The organism is Mesorhizobium sp. M0800 (assembly GCF_040320095.1).
In the GTDB taxonomy this organism is placed as follows: Bacteria; Pseudomonadota; Alphaproteobacteria; order Rhizobiales; family Rhizobiaceae; genus Mesorhizobium.
Genome location: NZ_JAMYOZ010000017.1, coordinates 20,837 through 36,064, shown reverse-complemented (window position 1 = coordinate 36,064; position 15,228 = coordinate 20,837). Strand labels below are relative to the sequence as shown.

The following is a 15,228-nucleotide window of genomic DNA, read 5'->3' as shown; positions in this document are numbered from 1 at the left end:
GCAAGTCCTTGAAGCAAGTCCTCGCGGCGGCTGCGGCGCCTGTTCCTGCTTATGGCGTCACGGCATTGCGAAGGCAAGCGTCTTGCCGCAACCGACGAGCAAATGGGTGGCGGGAAAGCGAAACGATCATGTTATTTTCGCGGCCGCCCGAAGCAGATGAAATGGGTTGTTGGCAACCTTACGCAGCGTTATTCTAGGAGTTGAAGCTTCGTTGCCTCAAGGACGGCAAATGAGAGGGGTTCATGTCATCGCTGGCGGGCACGGCCGGTCGCGCGTTGCCGCAGGTCGTTGAGGCGATCTACGATTCGATTGCCGACGTCGACCGCTGGCAGGCGACACTCGAGGCCATCTGCAACCTGGCGGAAGGCCAGCTTGCCATGCTCGCCGTCATCGACACGATCAGCAGCTCCGCGCGGTTTTCGGTGTCTTGCGGCGATCCCGCAGTTCTTGAGCCGTTGAAGCATGACTACGGCTCGCAAGTGCCGTTCTATGCGGCGGTTCCCAAGATGGAGGTCGACGTGCCGTTCACCGTCGATTCGATCTACGCCCTGCAAGGCCCGGACACGCGACAGAGATGGCTCGAAAGCCGCATCGTGCGCGAATGGGTGCAACCCAACCGCCTGGACGATTTCTTCTGGGTGGCGTTGATGAAGCGGCCGACCCGGATCGGCACGTTGATGGTGGTTACCGACAAGGACAGGCGCCAGATTTCCCGCGAGGATCTCGAGCTTGTCAGCCTGCTGGCACCGCATGTGCGGCGCGCGGTGACCATCGGCGACCTGTTCGAAGCCGAGCGGCGCAAGGCCGAAATTTTCCGTTCCATCATTGAAAGCCTCGACCATCCGGTGCTGATCGTGGCCGAAGACATGACCATCATCTTCGCCAACCCGTCAGCCGAAGCGCTGCTCGCCGAAAATATCTCAGTCGCTTGCGTGCGCGGACAGCTTTCCTTCACCTATGCCAAAGCCAACGCCGCGATCGGCCGTGCCGTCCAGCTCGGCACGCGCGACGAATTCGCGCTCGGACCTTGCGGCATCAACATTCCCCTGGCCAGGACGGTCGTTCCGGCGGTGGCCCATGTCATGCCGCTGGCGCGGCGTGAAATCTCGGCGCGCATCTCGCAACGCGCCGCCGCAGCGATCTTCATCGCCGCAGCCGGTTCGACACCGACCCCGGCGCTGGACGCCATTGCGGCGCTGTTCGGACTGACCGCGGCAGAAAGGCGAGTCGCCGGTCACGTTGCCGCCGGCCTGACGCGAAAGGAAATCGCCGCGGCCGGCGGCGTCTCGGACGGCACCGTCAAGTCGCAGCTGGCGACGATCTTCGACAAGACCGGTACCGGCGATCAGCGCGAGCTCGAACTGTTGATGCGCGAATTGTCACCGCCGTTGCGCTCCAGTTGATTTGCGCAGATTCCTCGAACCGGCGGTGGTCCAAATGACTCGGCAGGTAAGTTTTTCAAACCTTTGAGACCATCGTCCGCAAAATCTGCGAAACGAAACCGGCATCGTTGCAATTCGGCCAAAATCATGGTGCGGTCGTTCGCGGTCCAGAAACGCGGCACTATGCTCGGCTGGAATGAAAATGGTTTCTGGCGCGGATCTCGATCTTTGACACCGACATCTACCGAGCGGCTGCTCCCCTACCTCTTTCTGCTTGGGCTGATCGTAATCGCGGTCGCTTTCCGGCCACTGCTGCCCGTCGACGAAACGCGATATCTCAGCGTCACCTGGGAAATGTATCTGAGCGGACAGATCTTCGTCCCGACGATGAATTTCGCGCCCTATCTGCAGAAGCCGCCACTGCTGTTTTGGCTTATCGACCTTGTCTGGAACATTTTCGGCGCCAGCCGGCCGGCGGCGATGCTGGTCATCTTCGCCGCCTCCTCGCTCGTCATCTGGCTGACGACGGCGTTGGCAAAGACCCTGTTTCCGGGCCGCGACGACATCGCGCGGCGCATCCCCTGGCTGGTTGCCGGAAGCAGCGTGTTCGTCATCTATTCGACGCTGATCCTGTTCGACCTGTTGCTGACGGTCTTCGTGCTCGCCGCGCTGTTGTCGTTGATTGCCTTTGCCCGCAGCGGCAACCGCTGGCAGGCCGTTCTGGCCGGGCTGTTCATCGGCATGGGCGTGCTGACGAAAGGCCCGGTGGTGCTGATCCATATCGGCGCGCCCATCCTGTTCTACCCGTTCTGGCGCGACCGACGGGCGGGACTGACGACACCGAACTTCCTCGCTGGAGTGGGCCTGGCAGTGCTCGCCGCGCTGATTCCGGTGGCGATCTGGCTGGTGCCGGCGACCATCCTGACAAAAGGCAATTTCGTTTATGATCTCGTCTGGAACCAGTCGGCGGGGCGCGTCACCGGCAATTTGCGCAATTCGCACGGCCGGCCGTTCTATTTCTATCTGCTGCTGCTGCCGGTCATGTTCATACCGTGGATCTTCATACCCGAGGTGTGGCGGTTGAAGCTGCGCACGCGGATACGCAGCCTGATCGACGCGAAGTCGCCGGATCTGCGCGCCTTGCGCCTGCTGTCATTCTCGTTCGTTGCCGTGTTTCTGGTGTTCAGCGCGATATCCGGCAAGCAGCCTCATTATGTCGTGCCGATGTTGCCGTTCGTGGTCATCCTGTTCGGCTATTTCATGGCGGAGATCCCGCTCGCCAGGCTGAAGAGCTCGGCCATCGTCATGCTTGTCATTTTCGGCATCGGCCACGCGGTGGCATCGGCAACCGCGTTCAAACGCTATGATCTGACGCCGCTCGCCAACTTCATCGACGAGCGAAAGGATGCGGACTGGGCCGTGGCTTTCGACTATCAAGGCGAAGTCGGCTTCCTGGCCCGGTTGCAAAAGCCATTCGAAAGCACCGACAAACCGGAAGAATGGCTTGGCTCGCATCCCAGCGGCTATGTCATCGACAAGGTTTCCAAGGATCCCGGCACTGCAGGGCAAATCGCGTTCCAGCTTCGCGTCGAACGCGGCTATCTCGTCGTGCTGAAGGGACAGCATTGACGATCGTCACCGGTATGCGAGTTCGTCCCCCGCGCGGGAGATGAAGGCGTTGCTGCTTCGTGGTTCCATCGCTCGATAGAACCGGGAGGTATTCATGCGCAAGCTCATCTCGACGACGCTTTTTGCCTTATCGCTCGCTGTGGCCGGCCTTGCCGCCGATCCGGCATGGAGCTTCAAATGTCAGTCCGGAACGATTGGGCAAGGCAGTTGCTCCTGCTCCGGGACCGCCGACTGCACCGATATGCGGCATTCCAAAATGTGCAAGGGCGACCTGAACTGCGGTTCGGGCAAATGCTCCTGCACGGCCGCATTGGTAGTCGACCCCGGCCCGAAAACCCCCAAGCCCAAGGTCGTCGCGCCGATGGCGACAACCAAAGGCGTCGTGAAGCAGTAGATATCCAATCCGAACGGACGGCGGCTCGACGTCGCTGGGCCGGCCCGATGTTTCGCAGTTCATCCCCCGTGCGGGCGATGAACCGCAATCGAACAACTGCTGCTGTCTAGCCGGAGGGTGGTTTCCAACGACAGAGCGAGGATACCATGTTGAAAACCTGCACGATGCTGTTCTTCTGCCTGATGGCGGCCACCGCGGCCGCCCAGCCGCCACCTTCGGGGCCGCCGGTTCCCAGTGCGGCACTTGCCCCATGCAACGCCACACAATCGAACAGGCCCTGCAAAGCCGAACTCGGCGTGTTCCTGATCACCAATACCGTCCGCAACCTGGCGCAAGCCAAGGTCGACGCCACCAACGCACAGCTGGCCGCCCAGGGACGATCGTCACGCGCATCGATCGAATCGCTGAAGCAATGGCGGCCGTCGCGCTTTGCGACGCAGATGCTGAACCAGCCGAACAGCTGGTTTGTCAAAGTTCCTTACATCCTGACCATCAAAGTCTCGATCCCGGTGACCTCCGACCGCCACATCGGCATTCCCATAGACGTCAACGTCTTCTGCAGCGGCTGGCAGACCGATTCCAGCCAGGTCATCATCCGCTCGCAACCCGGCCCGGCGAGCTTCGAGGGCGGCAACATCCTCGAAGACGTTTTCAACGTCGGCAATTACATCGACGCTCAGGTACGCAGCTCGTTTTCGGCACCTCTGCCGGTGACGACGCCGGTTCCAAATTCGAAATGCTCGGCAATAGACGGCTCCGATGCCGGCACGCAGGCCACCGGCGATGATCTCATCTTCTGGACGGTGCCGCGGCGTAACCTGGTGGTGACGGACGCCATAGCCAAGCCGACGGTTGAAGTGACCTTCGACAGCCTCACACGCCTGCCAGCCCGCGACTTCCACAACAATGTCGTCTATGCGGAATCCGAGGCCATAAACCTCAACGTCTATGCCAATGAGGATGGCCGTCAGAAGGCGCTGACGATGCGCGAAGGCGACGTGGCTGCGCTGAACCTTCCCGCAGTACGGCTGGACGCGCGAAAATACGATTCGCTGGTCGTCATCGGCAATGTCGACCAGCCGCCGAACGACCCCAGAGACAGCGCCTTCGCAGTAGCGGCCAAGACGGCGGGATTCGGTGCCGGTTCCAAGATCATGCAGATCCCGAAGTGGTATTCGAGGCCGCCGGACCAGTTCAATCCCAAGCCTACATGGATCAGAGTTCCCGGCTATGAGCTGCACTATACGGTACGCTATCTCAACAGCGGCGGGCTGGCCGTCGATGGTGGAACCAGTACGGTCCGGCCTCCAAAAGTCGCCGTTCCGATAAAGACGCTCATCAAGCCGAAAACGCCCTGACGCGGCCGCTCGCGGATGACGGCGGCGGTTCAGACCGCTGCCGCCTTCCCCCGCGCGGCAGATGCGGCAGCGCCGGCATCATGGCCTGATCTTGCTGGAACAAACGCGCCGCTGCGCCACGAGCGAGCGGCGCCATCGATGGAGACAAACGATGCTGCACCTTCCTCACACCATGCCCGCCGTCAGGATCATTGCGGCAATCTCGCTGCTTGCCTTCCCGAACTTCCTGCCGCCGGTCACGAGCCCGGCGAACGCGCTGCCGGTCAGCCAATCCTGCAGGATCACCACGTATTACAAGACTGCGGCAAAGGCGACGGAGGTTGGCGTGCGCTCGACGTGCCAGGGCGTCAAAAAATGGGGTGTCACCTCGAAATATTACGAGGTCGAAAAAATTGAAGCCGCCACGCCCCCGCACACGTCGGGCGGCGGCGGCAGCCTGCCGTGCGAGTTTCTCGCTGCCGGCTGCTCCAACCTGCCTGAGAAACGCAACTGAACGTCAGGCGAACGAGCTAGCCGATCGCCTTCTCCAAAACCAGCGCCGGCAATCCCGAGGCGCCGCCGCAATCGGCCGTGTTGCCGGCGGGCAAGAACCCCCTCGCGCGGTAGAAGGCGACAGCCGGAGCATTTGCTTCCTCGACCTCGACACGCAGCGTCCTGGCCTCCGGAAAGCTGGCCTCGATCTCGTCCAGCAGCGCCTGGCCGATGCCTTGCCTCTGCCAGGCCGGATGCACGTAAAGCTGGTTCAGCATGACGATCCTGGCATCCGTGGTGGCGGCCGCGAAAGCCATGCCGCCGATGGTTTTGCCGTCGTCGGCGACCAGGAACTCCGAGTTCGGCCGCGTCAGCCGTGCCTTGAGCGCGGCGATCGAATGCCATTCATCGGTGATTTCGGTAACCCGCGCCGCGCCGTAGATGGCGTCATAGGTGGCATGCCACGTCTCGATCAGCAATGCGCGCACCGCCGCCAGATCGCGCTCGCCGGCGGTGCGGACGAACATCCTACTCGATCCCGAGCCTGGCCTTGACCAGCTCGTTGACCGCCTGCGGATTGGCCTTGCCGCCGGTCGCCTTCATCACCTGGCCGACGAACCAGCCGGCCATGGTCGGCTTGGCGCGCGCCTGTTCGACCTTGTCCGGGTTGGCCGCGATCACCTCGTCCACCGCCTTTTCGATGGCGCCGGTGTCGGTGACCTGCTTCATGCCGCGGCTTTCGACCAGCTGGCGCGGATCGCCGCCCTCGTTCCAGACGACCTCGAACAGATCCTTGGCGATCTTGCCGGAGATGGTGCCTTCCTTGATCAGGTCGATGACAGCACCAAGCTGGTCGGGTGAAACAGGAGCGTTTTCAATGTCCTTGCCGGCCTTGTTCAAGGCCCCCAGGAGGTCGTTGATGACCCAGTTGGCAGCGAGCTTGCCGTCGCGCCCGGCCGCCACCTTCTCGAAATAATCGGCGACCGCCTTTTCCGATACCAGGATCGAGGCGTCGTAGGTCGACAGGCCAAGCGAAGCGGTCAGCCGCGCCTTTTTGGCATCGGGAAGTTCCGGCAGGTCCTTTGCCAGTTCGTCGACATAGGCCTGGTCGAATTCCAGCGGCAGAAGGTCGGGATCGGGGAAATAGCGATAGTCGTGCGCTTCTTCCTTGGAACGCATCGAGCGCGTTTCGCCCTTGTTGGGGTCGAACAGCCGCGTTTCCTGGTCGATCTTGCCGCCGTCCTCCAGGATGGCGATCTGGCGGCGCGCCTCGTAGTCGATGGCCTGGCCGATGAAACGGATGGAGTTGACGTTCTTGATCTCGCAGCGCGTGCCGAATTCACCGCCGGGCCGGCGTACCGAGACGTTGACGTCGGCGCGCAGCGAGCCTTCGTCCATATTGCCGTCGCACGTGCCGAGGTAGCGCACGATGGTGCGCAGCTTGGTGACATAGGCCTTGGCTTCATCGGCGGAGCGCATATCCGGCTTGGAGACGATCTCCATCAGCGCCACACCGGAGCGGTTGAGATCGACATAGGACATCGTCGCATGCTGGTCGTGCATCGACTTGCCGGCGTCCTGCTCCAGGTGCAGGCGCTCGATGCCGACCTCGATGTCCTCGAATTCGCCCTGCCGGTCCGGGCCGACCGAGACGATCACCTTCCCCTCGCCGACGATCGGCTGCTTGAACTGCGAGATCTGGTAGCCCTGCGGCAGGTCGGGATAGAAATAGTTTTTCCTGTCGAAGACCGATTTGTGGTTGATCTCGGCCTTCAGGCCCAGCCCGGTGCGGATCGCCTGCTTGACGCATTCCTCGTTGATGACTGGCAGCATGCCGGGCATCGCCGCGTCGACCAGGCTGACATTGGCGTTGGGCGCGGCGCCGAAAATGGTCGAGGCGCCGGAAAACAGCTTTGCCTGCGAGGTCACCTGCGCGTGGACCTCGAGGCCGATGATGATCTCCCAGTCGCCGGTGGCGCCGGGAACCAGGCGCTTGGCGTCGGGCGTGCGGGTATCGATGATGCTCATAAGGGCCTGCATATTGAAATTGCGGATATGCGAGAACGCATATTTTGATGTGCAACTTCGCTAGTGCAAACCGCCAAAAGAGACAAGCGCAAAGCCGCAGGCCGCCGACGCGGCACAGGCCCGCACCTGCCGCGATGGACTGCTATAGCGGCTTGAAAAAAGTTCAATGGCCGGCAACCCGGCCGCCATCACCTATGCCGTGGCAATATAGGCCCTGATCTCCTCGGCCTCGCGCTCGACATCCTCGATGCGCCGCTTGACCACGTCGCCGATCGACACGATGCCGTCGAGCAGCCCGTTCTTTTCCACCGGCAGATGGCGGAAGCGGCCCTTGGTCATGATCTCCATGACCTCGTTGACGGTGTGGTTCTCATTGCAGATCTTCACCTTGGGCGTCATCGCCGAGCGGATGGCAAGGTCGAGCGCCGCCGCCCCCTCCTTGGCGAGAACCCGCACCACATCGCGCTCGGAAAGAATGCCGACGATCTTGTGATCGCCGTTGGTGATGACCAGCGCGCCGATCCTGTGTTCGGAAAGCATGCGGATGGCTTCGCTGAGCTTTTCGTTCGGCCCGAGCGTCACCACGCCGTGGCCTTTTGCCTCGAGAATTGCCTTAACAGTCATGGCGTCCTCCTCTGCATTTCCTGCCGGCTCCTGCCCTGGCCGGCTTTCCCTGGGATGAACATCGTGCGCCGCGATCGGTTGCTTTTCAAGTGCGGCGGTCTCAGGTCTCCGGCTCGTCCGCCTGCCGGGGCACCTGCTCTCGCCGATCAAAAAACCGCAGGCCGAAGAAGCCGGCAAGAAAGCCGCCAATATGGGCTTCCCAGGCGATCTGGCCGTCAATGCCAGGCGCCAGGCCGAAGAGGCCGGTCGCGAGGTTGATCACCATCCACATGGCGAGAAAGGTGACGACGCCGCGCGAGCGCAGCACCGCCGCCATCGGCAAAGGCTGGCCGGCGAAGGCGGCCTTGCCCGACGAGCGGTCGATGCGGAAGCCGTAGCGTGCCGCCGCGCCCATCATGCCGGAAATCGCGCCGGAGGCGCCGACCAGCGGCGCCTCCCCAAGCGGATGCATGGCCCAGAACAGCGCCACCGCCGCCAGTCCGGTCGCGGCGAAGAACAGGCTGAAGCGCAGCGCGCCGAAGCGGTTGGCCAGCGGTGAGCCGAAGGCCGCAAGCCACACCATGTTGATGGCAAGATGGGCAAAGCCGCCATGCAGGAAGGCATATGTAAAGGGCCGAGAAAACAGGAACCAGTCGAAGCCGTATTGGCCAGTGTAGAGAACAGGAATGAAGGCCCCGTCGTACAATAGTGTCAACTGCTGGTCTTGGCTAAGCACATACTGCTGCATCAGAAAGACGACGACGCAGATGCCGATCACCGCCAGCACCACGGGCGGCAGGTTGAACACCGGTTCGCGGCGCTCCGGTTCGCGGGCGACAGGCCCGCTCTCGCCCTGGTCGATCTCCGGTGGGCTTTCTGGGTCGCTCATATGGCTTGCACTCAGTCGCTGGATTGGACTTCGCGAGCATGTAGATCACGGCCAACCGAATCACAAACGGCGAATCAGCAGCCCCGAATCAAAAAAGAAGCCGTCCAAGGTTTCCCTTGAACGGCTGGTCGAGCCCCCTTGCTCCCCCTGAACTCTTGACTGAAGTGCTGCCGATCGTCGCAAACGACCGCTTCTGGAGTGGTTTTGGTGTGCCACAGGACTGGCAGGCGCGCAACGTAAACCAGTTGTTAACCTTAACCGCCCCGACCCGTGAACAAGTATTAACGATGCTGGCACGCATCCTGCTCCGCAACGCATGTAGGTCTTCGGAGGGCGCCCTTCTGTTCACCGATGGGACATCAGAAGACAGAATGCGCGGAGCAGCATTAGCATGAACCAGACCGGATCGATCACGCTGTTCCATTATTGGAACCGGTTGCGTGACGGACGCCCTGCCCCGAAGCGCTCGGAAGTCGAACCCGCCGACATCAAGTCGCTGCTGGCCGACACGTTCATCCTGGAAAAGGACACGCGCGGCGAAGCGGTGTTCCGGCTGGCCGGCACCAGGCTCTGCGCGGTCTATGGCCGCGAACTCAAGGGGTTTTCATTCCCTTCGCTGTGGCGCGAGAAGGACCAGCGACTGATTTCGAAGCTGACCGATGGCGTCTTCGACCTGAAATCGGTGGTGCTCATCACCTATGAAGGTTTCAGCCGCAGCGGCCGTTCCAACAGGTTCGAGCTGCTCGCGCTGCCGTTCGACGGCGGTGTCGAGAGCCCGCGTTGCCTCGGTGTTATAAGCGCCGTCGAAAAGCCCTTCTGGCTGGGTGCCGACCCGGTTCTCGACGCCTTGATCGATTCGATCCGTGTCGTCGATCCCGACAAGGAGCCGATGTTCCCGGGGAACCGTCCGGCGATAGAGGTTCCCTCGCTCGCCCCGTCGGAATTCGACCCGCCCGAGACGATTTCGGCGCTCGGCCAGGCCCGCCGCATCCGTCACCTGGTCGTCTTCGACGGCGGACGCGAGGAATGATGCCCAAAGCTTAAAGCAACAGTGACGGGCTTTCCCCTTTGTTAACCTGCTTTGTTGTAGTTTTCCGCTGAAATTCCCCGCATCCATGCGCGGAATGCCGAACGGGGTATGGCAGTGATGAGGTCAGCGGCGGTCGACCATGCGCCGTCCCAAGCTGAAAGGCGTAACTTTCAGCGCGTCCGCGTGAAAATTTACGGACGCTTCATGCTGGAAGACCGCACCGAACATCCCTGCCAGGTGGTCGACATGTCGCCCGGCAACGTTGCGCTGCGCACCGAGCGCGCGGGCCTGGCGGGCGAAAAGGTCATTGCCTATATCGATCACATCGGCCGCATCGAAGGCGTCATCACCCGCACGCTGCAGGATGGCTTTGCGATGACCGTCATCGCGTCGGAGCGCAAGAGGGACAAGCTCGCCGCACAACTGACCTGGCTTGCCAACAAGCACGAGCTCGACCTGCCGGAAGACCGCCGCCACGAACGCGTGGCGCCGCGCAACCCGACGAGCGTGCTGCAGCTTGCCGACGGACGCCAGTACCAGTGCCGCATCATCGACCTGTCGCTGTCGGGCGCGGCGATCGAGATCGACGTCAAGCCGGCCATCGGCATCCAGGTGATGCTGGGCACCATGCGCGGCCAGATAGTGCGGCATTTCGAAGATGGCGTCGCCATCGAGTTCGCCGTCATCCAGCGGCCGGAAACGCTCGATACCGAATTCAGCTCATCGCGCGGCTGACGCGGAAGCGTTAGCACTATCGGGATGAGAGGCTGGCGATCCTTCGCGCCCCCCTCTGTCCCGCCATCCTGGCTGTTCGAACGCGACGAAGCATGGGAACATGCCCGGCTGGAATCCTTAAACAATTCTATATTCAATTGCGTTCAAATTTTATGTTTATTCTATTGGCGTTTTACTTAATGTCTACTTCGCGCTTTTGCGTCAAATAAATCCAGCCGTGTCATTGTCTCCTCAAACGGGGAGACTGAATAATGAACAGGATGAGGGGCAAGCTGTTGCTGGCGGCAATAGCGATGCAGCTTTTCGGTTGGGGGACTGTAAACGCGGCGGAGCCGGCCTTCATGCACACCGGCGGCCGCACCACGCAGCCGGTCGGACACTACGAGTTGTGCCAGCAGCTTCCGCAGGAATGCAATCAGAGGACGCCTGGCCGGGCACCCGTCGAGCTGACCCGCAAGCTGTGGGCGACGATCGTCAAGGTCAACAATTCGGTCAACAGCAGGGTCGCGCCGCGCACCGACATGGAAATGTGGGGCAAGGAGGAAGTCTGGTCCTTTCCCAATAGCGGCTTCGGCGACTGCGAGGACTATGCGCTGGAAAAGCGCCGCGAACTGATGAGCATCGGCGTGCCGGCCGGCGATCTGCTGATGACGGTGGTGCGCCAGCGCAATGGCGACGGCCATGCGGTGCTGACCGTGCGCACCAGCCTTGGCGAGTTCATCCTCGACAATCTCCAGCCCAAGGTGCTGTCCTGGACCAATACCGGCTACACCTACTTGAAGCGCCAGTCCGAGCGGAATTCCGGCGCCTGGGTGACGATCAACGACGGCCGCTCCGACGCGGTCGCCAGCGTCCGCTGAGGACGCCAAGGCATGTCGCCCAAAAGTGCGTAGCGGTTTTGGGATAACGACATGCAAGAAACAGAGGTTAAGTGCGTCGCATGACTTCGCGCTTTAGGAGAAACCCGGTCGAGTCCCCACCCTCCCCGTCCCCAACGACCGGGTTTAAGGAGCCGGCCCCGTCCCCGGGCCGGCTCCACCATTTCTGGCGGAACACATCTCGATAAAGTTATCTCGGCTTTGCCTCCAACTGCGCTTCGTCATCCAAGCTGTCTCACGATCGTTTGTGGGATACGAGCTGCCGTTTGCCGTCGAAACGCTGTTGCTTGCCCCTGATACGGAACGCGTCGACAAAGGCGGAAAACGCCGGAGAGGGATGGCGCCGGCTTGGATAGTACAGGTGGTAACCCTGGAACGTCGGGCACCATTTGGTCAGGACTTCCTGGAGAAGGCCACTCTCAATGTGTGGAAGGACGAGTTCGCGCGGCAGATAGGCCAAGCCCACTCCGTCAAGCGCGGCTTGGATCGCCGGCCCCATGTTGTTAAGCGTCAGTTGCCCCTCGACCCGAGCACTGAACTCGCGCGCTCCTTCCCGCAATTCCCAGGCATAGACCGATCCTGACGTCGGCAGCCGGTAGTTGATGCAGTTATGGTCGGTCAGCTCCTGCGGCGTCTCCGGCGGTGTCCGGTGGGCGAAGTAATGGGGTGAGCCGACCACAGTGTAGGTCACGTCGGCTCCGATGCGCACGGCTACCATATCCCGGGCAATGGACTCGCCCAGACGCACGCCGGCATCGAACTGGCGCTCGACGATGTTGGTGAAGGCGTTGTCGACCACCAACTCGACATTGATATCGGGGAAGTCGCTCAGGAACTTTGGCAGCCGGGCGCGGAAGACAATGTCGACCGAATCGTCGGTGCACACCAGGCGAATGTTGCCGGACGGCCTGTCGCGAAGGACGCCGAGAGCGCTGACCTCAGCCGCGATGCCTTCGAAATGTGGTTCGATGCCTTCCTTGAGGCGTTGACCGGCCGCCGTCGGGGCCACGTCGCGCGTGGTGCGGGACAGAAGACGGACGCCAAGCCGCGACTCCAGCGACTTGATGGTGTGGCTAAGGGCCGAAGGAGTGACCCCGAGCTTGGCGGCTGCTCGGGTGAAGCTCCGCGTCCGGGTGATCTCCAGGAACGCGCGCATTTCGGCGAACTCGTCGCGTGGCATTGATGAGCCTCATTCACAACCACATCAAAATTATACCCGCTAGTCGCATTTGGCCAGCCCGACTACTTAGTTCGGGAACGGACAGGAGACTGCCTTATGACCATCGATTTCGTGCTGGACGAGGCCACTGCTGCTGACAGCGGGACGACCCCATGGTCTGCGGTGGTCTGCCTGTCGCTGCTGACCTTCCTTCTGGTCGGACTGGAGTTCCTCCCGGTGAGCCTGCTCACCCCGATCGCTCAGGATCTGGCCGTCTCCGAGGGTCAGGCAGGCCAGGCAATCGCGGTATCCGGATTCTTCGCCGTGGTTACCAGCCTCTTCGGCAACTCGCTGTTGCGAAACGTCGATCGACGGACGGTGGTTCTGGTCTATACGGCCGTGCTGGCCGCATCGAGCCTGGCGGTGGCGCTTGCTCCCAACTTCCTGGTCTTCCTGGCCGGGCGGGCGCTGGTGGGCATCGCGATCGGCGGTTTCTGGTCACTGTCGACGGCCATTCTGGCCCGCCTGGCCGCGGGACCCGACCTGCCCAAGGCCATTGCCTTGCTCCAGGGTGGCACTGCCTTCGCATTGGTGATCGCCGCGCCCGTCGGCAGCTTCCTCGGATCGCTGATCGGATGGCGGGGAACCTTTTTCGTCACTGTCCCCATCGGCCTTGCGGCGCTCGTGTGGCAGTTGGCCGTTCTCCCGAAGATGCCACCGATGGAGGCCGCCTCGGTGTCGAGCATGTTCGGCCTGCTGCGGAATCGCAGGTTCGCCATCGGCATGGGCGCGACCGGGCTCGCTTTCATCGGGCAGAACTCGCTCTCGATCTATCTGCGGCCGTTTCTGGAAAACGTGACGGGCCTCGAGGTGAACACTCTCTCAATGGCTCTGTTAGGCGTCGGCCTCGGTGGCCTGGCGGGACTGTCGATCATCGGCCTCATACTCCGGCGGCACCTCACAGCCGTGCTGATCGGGCTGCCGAGTGCACTCGCGGTATTCGCTCTACTGCTGATTACCTTTGGACCGTTTGCACGCGCCACGGCCGGCCTCCTGGTTCTTTGGGGACTGTTCGCTACCCCGATCCCGGTGGCGTGGAACACCTGGATGACCACGCTCATCCCTGAAGACCTGGAGGCCGGGGGCGGACTCCAGGTCGCCCTGATCCAGTTCGCGATCGCAGGCGGCGCTATTGCAGGAGGCCTGCTGTTCGACGTGGCCGGCTGGTGGAGCGCCTTCCTTCTCGCCGCGATCCTGCTTACGGGCTCGGCCTTGCTCGCCGCCTCGGCCGGCCCCCGCACCTGAACTCTTTCAATTCTTGTCTAGGAGAATCTCATGTCTGGAGGAATCGAGAACAAGGTCGTCGTCATCACCGGTGCCAGCAGTGGCCTCGGTGAAGCGACGGCACGCCATCTTGCCGCACGAGGCGCTTCCGTGGTCCTGGGTGCACGCCGGTCACACCGCATCGGCGCCCTTGTCCAGGAACTGACCGCCGCTGGGCACAAAGCCAAGGCCGTTACTACGGACGTCACCGACGCCGGCCAGGTCCAGAACCTGGTGAACACGGCGGTCCGGGAATTCGGCCGCATCGACGTGATGCTCAACAATGCGGGCCTCATGCCGTTGGCCCCGCTCGAACGGCTCAAGGTCGACGAATGGGACCGGATGATCGACGTCAACATCAAGGGCGTCCTTTACGGCATCGCGGCCGCGCTTCCGTACATGAAGGAGCAGCGATCGGGGCACATTATCAATGTCTCATCCGTATACGGCCATGTGGTCGACCCGGGTGCGGCGGTCTATTGCGCCACCAAGTTCGCGGTGCGTGCGATATCCGAGGGTCTGCGGAAAGAGGTGAAACCCTACAATATCCGCACTACGGTGATCTCGCCGGGCGCTGTCAGCACAGAGTTGCTCGAGCATATCAGCGAGAAGGATATCCAGCAGGGGACCAGGGACTTCGTGAGCAAGATCGCCGTGGGTCCAGATACGTTTGCCCGAACGGTCGCCTTCGCGATCAACGAGCCCGACGACGTCGATATCAACGAGATCTTGTTCCGGCCGACCGCCCAGCCGGTTTGACTTGGAAGGGGTTATGCTTCGATATCTTAAGGCCCGGCTCCGCCATTTCCGGGTCGGCTATGCCTTCCTCAACCCAGCCCTAAACCGCTTGCCGTTTGCCACATAATGCGCGGCCGAGGCGCGCAGCCTGGCGACTGCGGCCTCGTCGAGCATCCTGACGACGCGCGCGGGCGAGCCGACGATCAGCGAATTGTCGGGAAATTGCTTGCCTTCGGTGACCAGCGCGCCGGCGCCGACCAGCGAGTTGTTGCCGATCTTCGCGCCGTTCAGCACGATGGCGCCCATGCCGATCAGGCTGTTGTCGCCGATCGTGCAGCCATGCAGCAAGGCGCGATGGCCGATCGTGCAGCCTTGGCCGACGGTCAGCGGAAAGCCGGCGTCGGTGTGCATGATTGTGTGCTCCTGCACGTTTGTGTCGGCGCCGACGACGATCGGCTCGTCGTCGCCGCGGACGACGACGCCGAACCAGAAGCCGGCATTGCGGCCGATCCTGATATTGCCGATCAGGGTGGCATCGGGCGCGATCCAGTTGCTGTCGGCGTCCTCGAAGGCGGGCGCTTTTCCGTCAATCGCGTAGATCGGCATTGCTG

Annotated in this window: 17 protein-coding genes; 11 read left to right on the top strand and 6 right to left on the bottom strand. The window is 62.2% G+C overall.

Going from position 1 to position 15,228, the window contains the following annotated elements; all coding sequences use genetic code 11:
- The first annotated feature begins 242 nt into the window (after positions 1-242).
- From NKI18_RS19840 to NKI18_RS19820, 5 genes are all read left to right on the top strand, one after another.
- Entirely contained in the window at positions 243-1,403 is a 1,161-nt protein-coding gene (locus NKI18_RS19840; RefSeq protein ID WP_352620862.1) for a helix-turn-helix transcriptional regulator, read from the top strand.
- Between the two features lie 207 nt (positions 1,404-1,610).
- On the top strand, positions 1,611-3,011 hold the full coding sequence (locus NKI18_RS19835) for an ArnT family glycosyltransferase (protein WP_352620860.1): 1,401 nt from the start codon (positions 1,611-1,613) through the stop codon (positions 3,009-3,011).
- A 94-nt stretch (positions 3,012-3,105) separates the two neighbouring features.
- A complete protein-coding gene (locus tag NKI18_RS19830; protein WP_352570904.1) occupies positions 3,106-3,405 on the top strand; it encodes a hypothetical protein in 300 nt (99 codons plus the stop codon).
- 146 nt (positions 3,406-3,551) lie between these two features.
- Positions 3,552-4,763 (top strand): hypothetical protein, encoded by a 1,212-nt coding sequence (locus tag NKI18_RS19825; RefSeq protein WP_353020302.1) that lies wholly within the window; start codon positions 3,552-3,554, stop codon positions 4,761-4,763.
- Positions 4,764-4,914: 151 nt separating this feature from the next.
- Complete coding sequence (locus tag NKI18_RS19820) at positions 4,915-5,256, top strand: hypothetical protein (protein ID WP_352578246.1); 342 nt, start codon at positions 4,915-4,917, stop codon at positions 5,254-5,256.
- Between the two features lie 16 nt (positions 5,257-5,272).
- Here NKI18_RS19820 and NKI18_RS19815 read toward each other — a convergent pair whose 3' ends face one another.
- The 4 genes from NKI18_RS19815 to NKI18_RS19800 form a co-directional block, all read right to left on the bottom strand.
- Positions 5,273-5,761 carry a GNAT family N-acetyltransferase gene (locus NKI18_RS19815; protein ID WP_352620856.1) on the bottom strand — a complete coding sequence of 163 codons (489 nt, stop codon included), beginning with the start codon at positions 5,759-5,761 and terminating at the stop codon, positions 5,273-5,275.
- 1 nt (position 5,762) lies between these two features.
- Positions 5,763-7,262, bottom strand: coding sequence for an Asp-tRNA(Asn)/Glu-tRNA(Gln) amidotransferase subunit GatB (gene gatB, locus NKI18_RS19810; protein WP_352620855.1), 1,500 nt, complete (start codon positions 7,260-7,262; stop codon positions 5,763-5,765).
- Positions 7,263-7,454: 192 nt separating this feature from the next.
- Entirely contained in the window at positions 7,455-7,886 is a 432-nt protein-coding gene (locus tag NKI18_RS19805) for a CBS domain-containing protein (RefSeq protein WP_352451102.1), read from the bottom strand.
- Between the two features lie 100 nt (positions 7,887-7,986).
- The gene (locus NKI18_RS19800; protein ID WP_353020300.1) at positions 7,987-8,754 is read right to left on the bottom strand and encodes a rhomboid family intramembrane serine protease; all 768 of its coding nucleotides are present in this window, start codon (positions 8,752-8,754) and stop codon (positions 7,987-7,989) included.
- Positions 8,755-8,870: 116 nt separating this feature from the next.
- On the opposite strand from NKI18_RS19800, the gene NKI18_RS19795 reads away from it, so the two are divergent.
- The 4 genes from NKI18_RS19795 to NKI18_RS19780 all read left to right on the top strand — a co-directional run bounded on the left by NKI18_RS19795 (position 8,871) and on the right by NKI18_RS19780 (position 11,379).
- Entirely contained in the window at positions 8,871-9,149 is a 279-nt protein-coding gene (locus NKI18_RS19795; RefSeq protein WP_352620851.1) for a hypothetical protein, read from the top strand.
- On the top strand, positions 9,146-9,784 hold the full coding sequence (locus NKI18_RS19790) for a PAS domain-containing protein (RefSeq protein WP_352620849.1): 639 nt from the start codon (positions 9,146-9,148) through the stop codon (positions 9,782-9,784). Before NKI18_RS19795 ends, NKI18_RS19790 begins: the two co-directional genes overlap by 4 nt.
- A 117-nt stretch (positions 9,785-9,901) precedes the next feature.
- Positions 9,902-10,519 carry a PilZ domain-containing protein gene (locus NKI18_RS19785; protein ID WP_352620847.1) on the top strand — a complete coding sequence of 206 codons (618 nt, stop codon included), beginning with the start codon at positions 9,902-9,904 and terminating at the stop codon, positions 10,517-10,519.
- Between the two features lie 260 nt (positions 10,520-10,779).
- Positions 10,780-11,379: a transglutaminase-like cysteine peptidase gene (locus tag NKI18_RS19780; RefSeq protein WP_198023528.1), complete on the top strand. Its 600-nt coding sequence runs from the start codon at positions 10,780-10,782 to the stop codon at positions 11,377-11,379.
- Positions 11,380-11,632: 253 nt separating this feature from the next.
- On the opposite strand, the gene NKI18_RS19775 is transcribed toward NKI18_RS19780, so the two are convergent.
- Positions 11,633-12,577, bottom strand: coding sequence for a LysR family transcriptional regulator (locus NKI18_RS19775; RefSeq protein ID WP_352620845.1), 945 nt, complete (start codon positions 12,575-12,577; stop codon positions 11,633-11,635).
- 96 nt (positions 12,578-12,673) lie between these two features.
- Here NKI18_RS19775 and NKI18_RS19770 point away from each other — a divergent pair, with 96 nt between their 5' ends.
- Positions 12,674-13,861, top strand: a complete 1,188-nt coding sequence (locus NKI18_RS19770; RefSeq protein WP_352620843.1) for an MFS transporter — start codon at positions 12,674-12,676, stop codon at positions 13,859-13,861.
- A gap of 30 nt (positions 13,862-13,891) precedes the next feature.
- Positions 13,892-14,638, top strand: a complete 747-nt coding sequence (locus NKI18_RS19765) for an SDR family oxidoreductase (RefSeq protein WP_352620841.1) — start codon at positions 13,892-13,894, stop codon at positions 14,636-14,638.
- 57 nt (positions 14,639-14,695) lie between these two features.
- On the opposite strand, the gene NKI18_RS19760 is transcribed toward NKI18_RS19765, so the two are convergent.
- Entirely contained in the window at positions 14,696-15,223 is a 528-nt protein-coding gene (locus NKI18_RS19760; RefSeq protein ID WP_352620839.1) for a gamma carbonic anhydrase family protein, read from the bottom strand.
- Between the last annotated feature and the right edge of the window lie 5 nt (positions 15,224-15,228).

Bases quoted from the DNA above. Each gene is read 5' to 3' on its own strand.
- NKI18_RS19840 (WP_352620862.1), top strand. From the start codon at position 243: ATGTCATCGCTGGCGGGCACGGCCGGTCGCGCGTTGCCGCAGGTCGTT.
- NKI18_RS19830 (WP_352570904.1), top strand. From the start codon at position 3,106: ATGCGCAAGCTCATCTCGACGACGCTTTTTGCCTTATCGCTCGCTGTG.
- NKI18_RS19825 (WP_353020302.1), top strand. From the start codon at position 3,552: ATGTTGAAAACCTGCACGATGCTGTTCTTCTGCCTGATGGCGGCCACC.
- NKI18_RS19820 (WP_352578246.1), top strand. From the start codon at position 4,915: ATGCTGCACCTTCCTCACACCATGCCCGCCGTCAGGATCATTGCGGCA.
- NKI18_RS19815 (WP_352620856.1), bottom strand. From the start codon at position 5,761: ATGTTCGTCCGCACCGCCGGCGAGCGCGATCTGGCGGCGGTGCGCGCA.
- gatB (WP_352620855.1), bottom strand. From the start codon at position 7,262: ATGAGCATCATCGATACCCGCACGCCCGACGCCAAGCGCCTGGTTCCC.
- NKI18_RS19805 (WP_352451102.1), bottom strand. From the start codon at position 7,886: ATGACTGTTAAGGCAATTCTCGAGGCAAAAGGCCACGGCGTGGTGACG.
- NKI18_RS19800 (WP_353020300.1), bottom strand. From the start codon at position 8,754: ATGAGCGACCCAGAAAGCCCACCGGAGATCGACCAGGGCGAGAGCGGG.
- NKI18_RS19790 (WP_352620849.1), top strand. From the start codon at position 9,146: ATGAACCAGACCGGATCGATCACGCTGTTCCATTATTGGAACCGGTTG.
- NKI18_RS19785 (WP_352620847.1), top strand. From the start codon at position 9,902: ATGAGGTCAGCGGCGGTCGACCATGCGCCGTCCCAAGCTGAAAGGCGT.
- NKI18_RS19780 (WP_198023528.1), top strand. From the start codon at position 10,780: ATGAGGGGCAAGCTGTTGCTGGCGGCAATAGCGATGCAGCTTTTCGGT.
- NKI18_RS19775 (WP_352620845.1), bottom strand. From the start codon at position 12,577: ATGCCACGCGACGAGTTCGCCGAAATGCGCGCGTTCCTGGAGATCACC.
- NKI18_RS19770 (WP_352620843.1), top strand. From the start codon at position 12,674: ATGACCATCGATTTCGTGCTGGACGAGGCCACTGCTGCTGACAGCGGG.
- NKI18_RS19765 (WP_352620841.1), top strand. From the start codon at position 13,892: ATGTCTGGAGGAATCGAGAACAAGGTCGTCGTCATCACCGGTGCCAGC.
- NKI18_RS19760 (WP_352620839.1), bottom strand. From the start codon at position 15,223: ATGCCGATCTACGCGATTGACGGAAAAGCGCCCGCCTTCGAGGACGCC.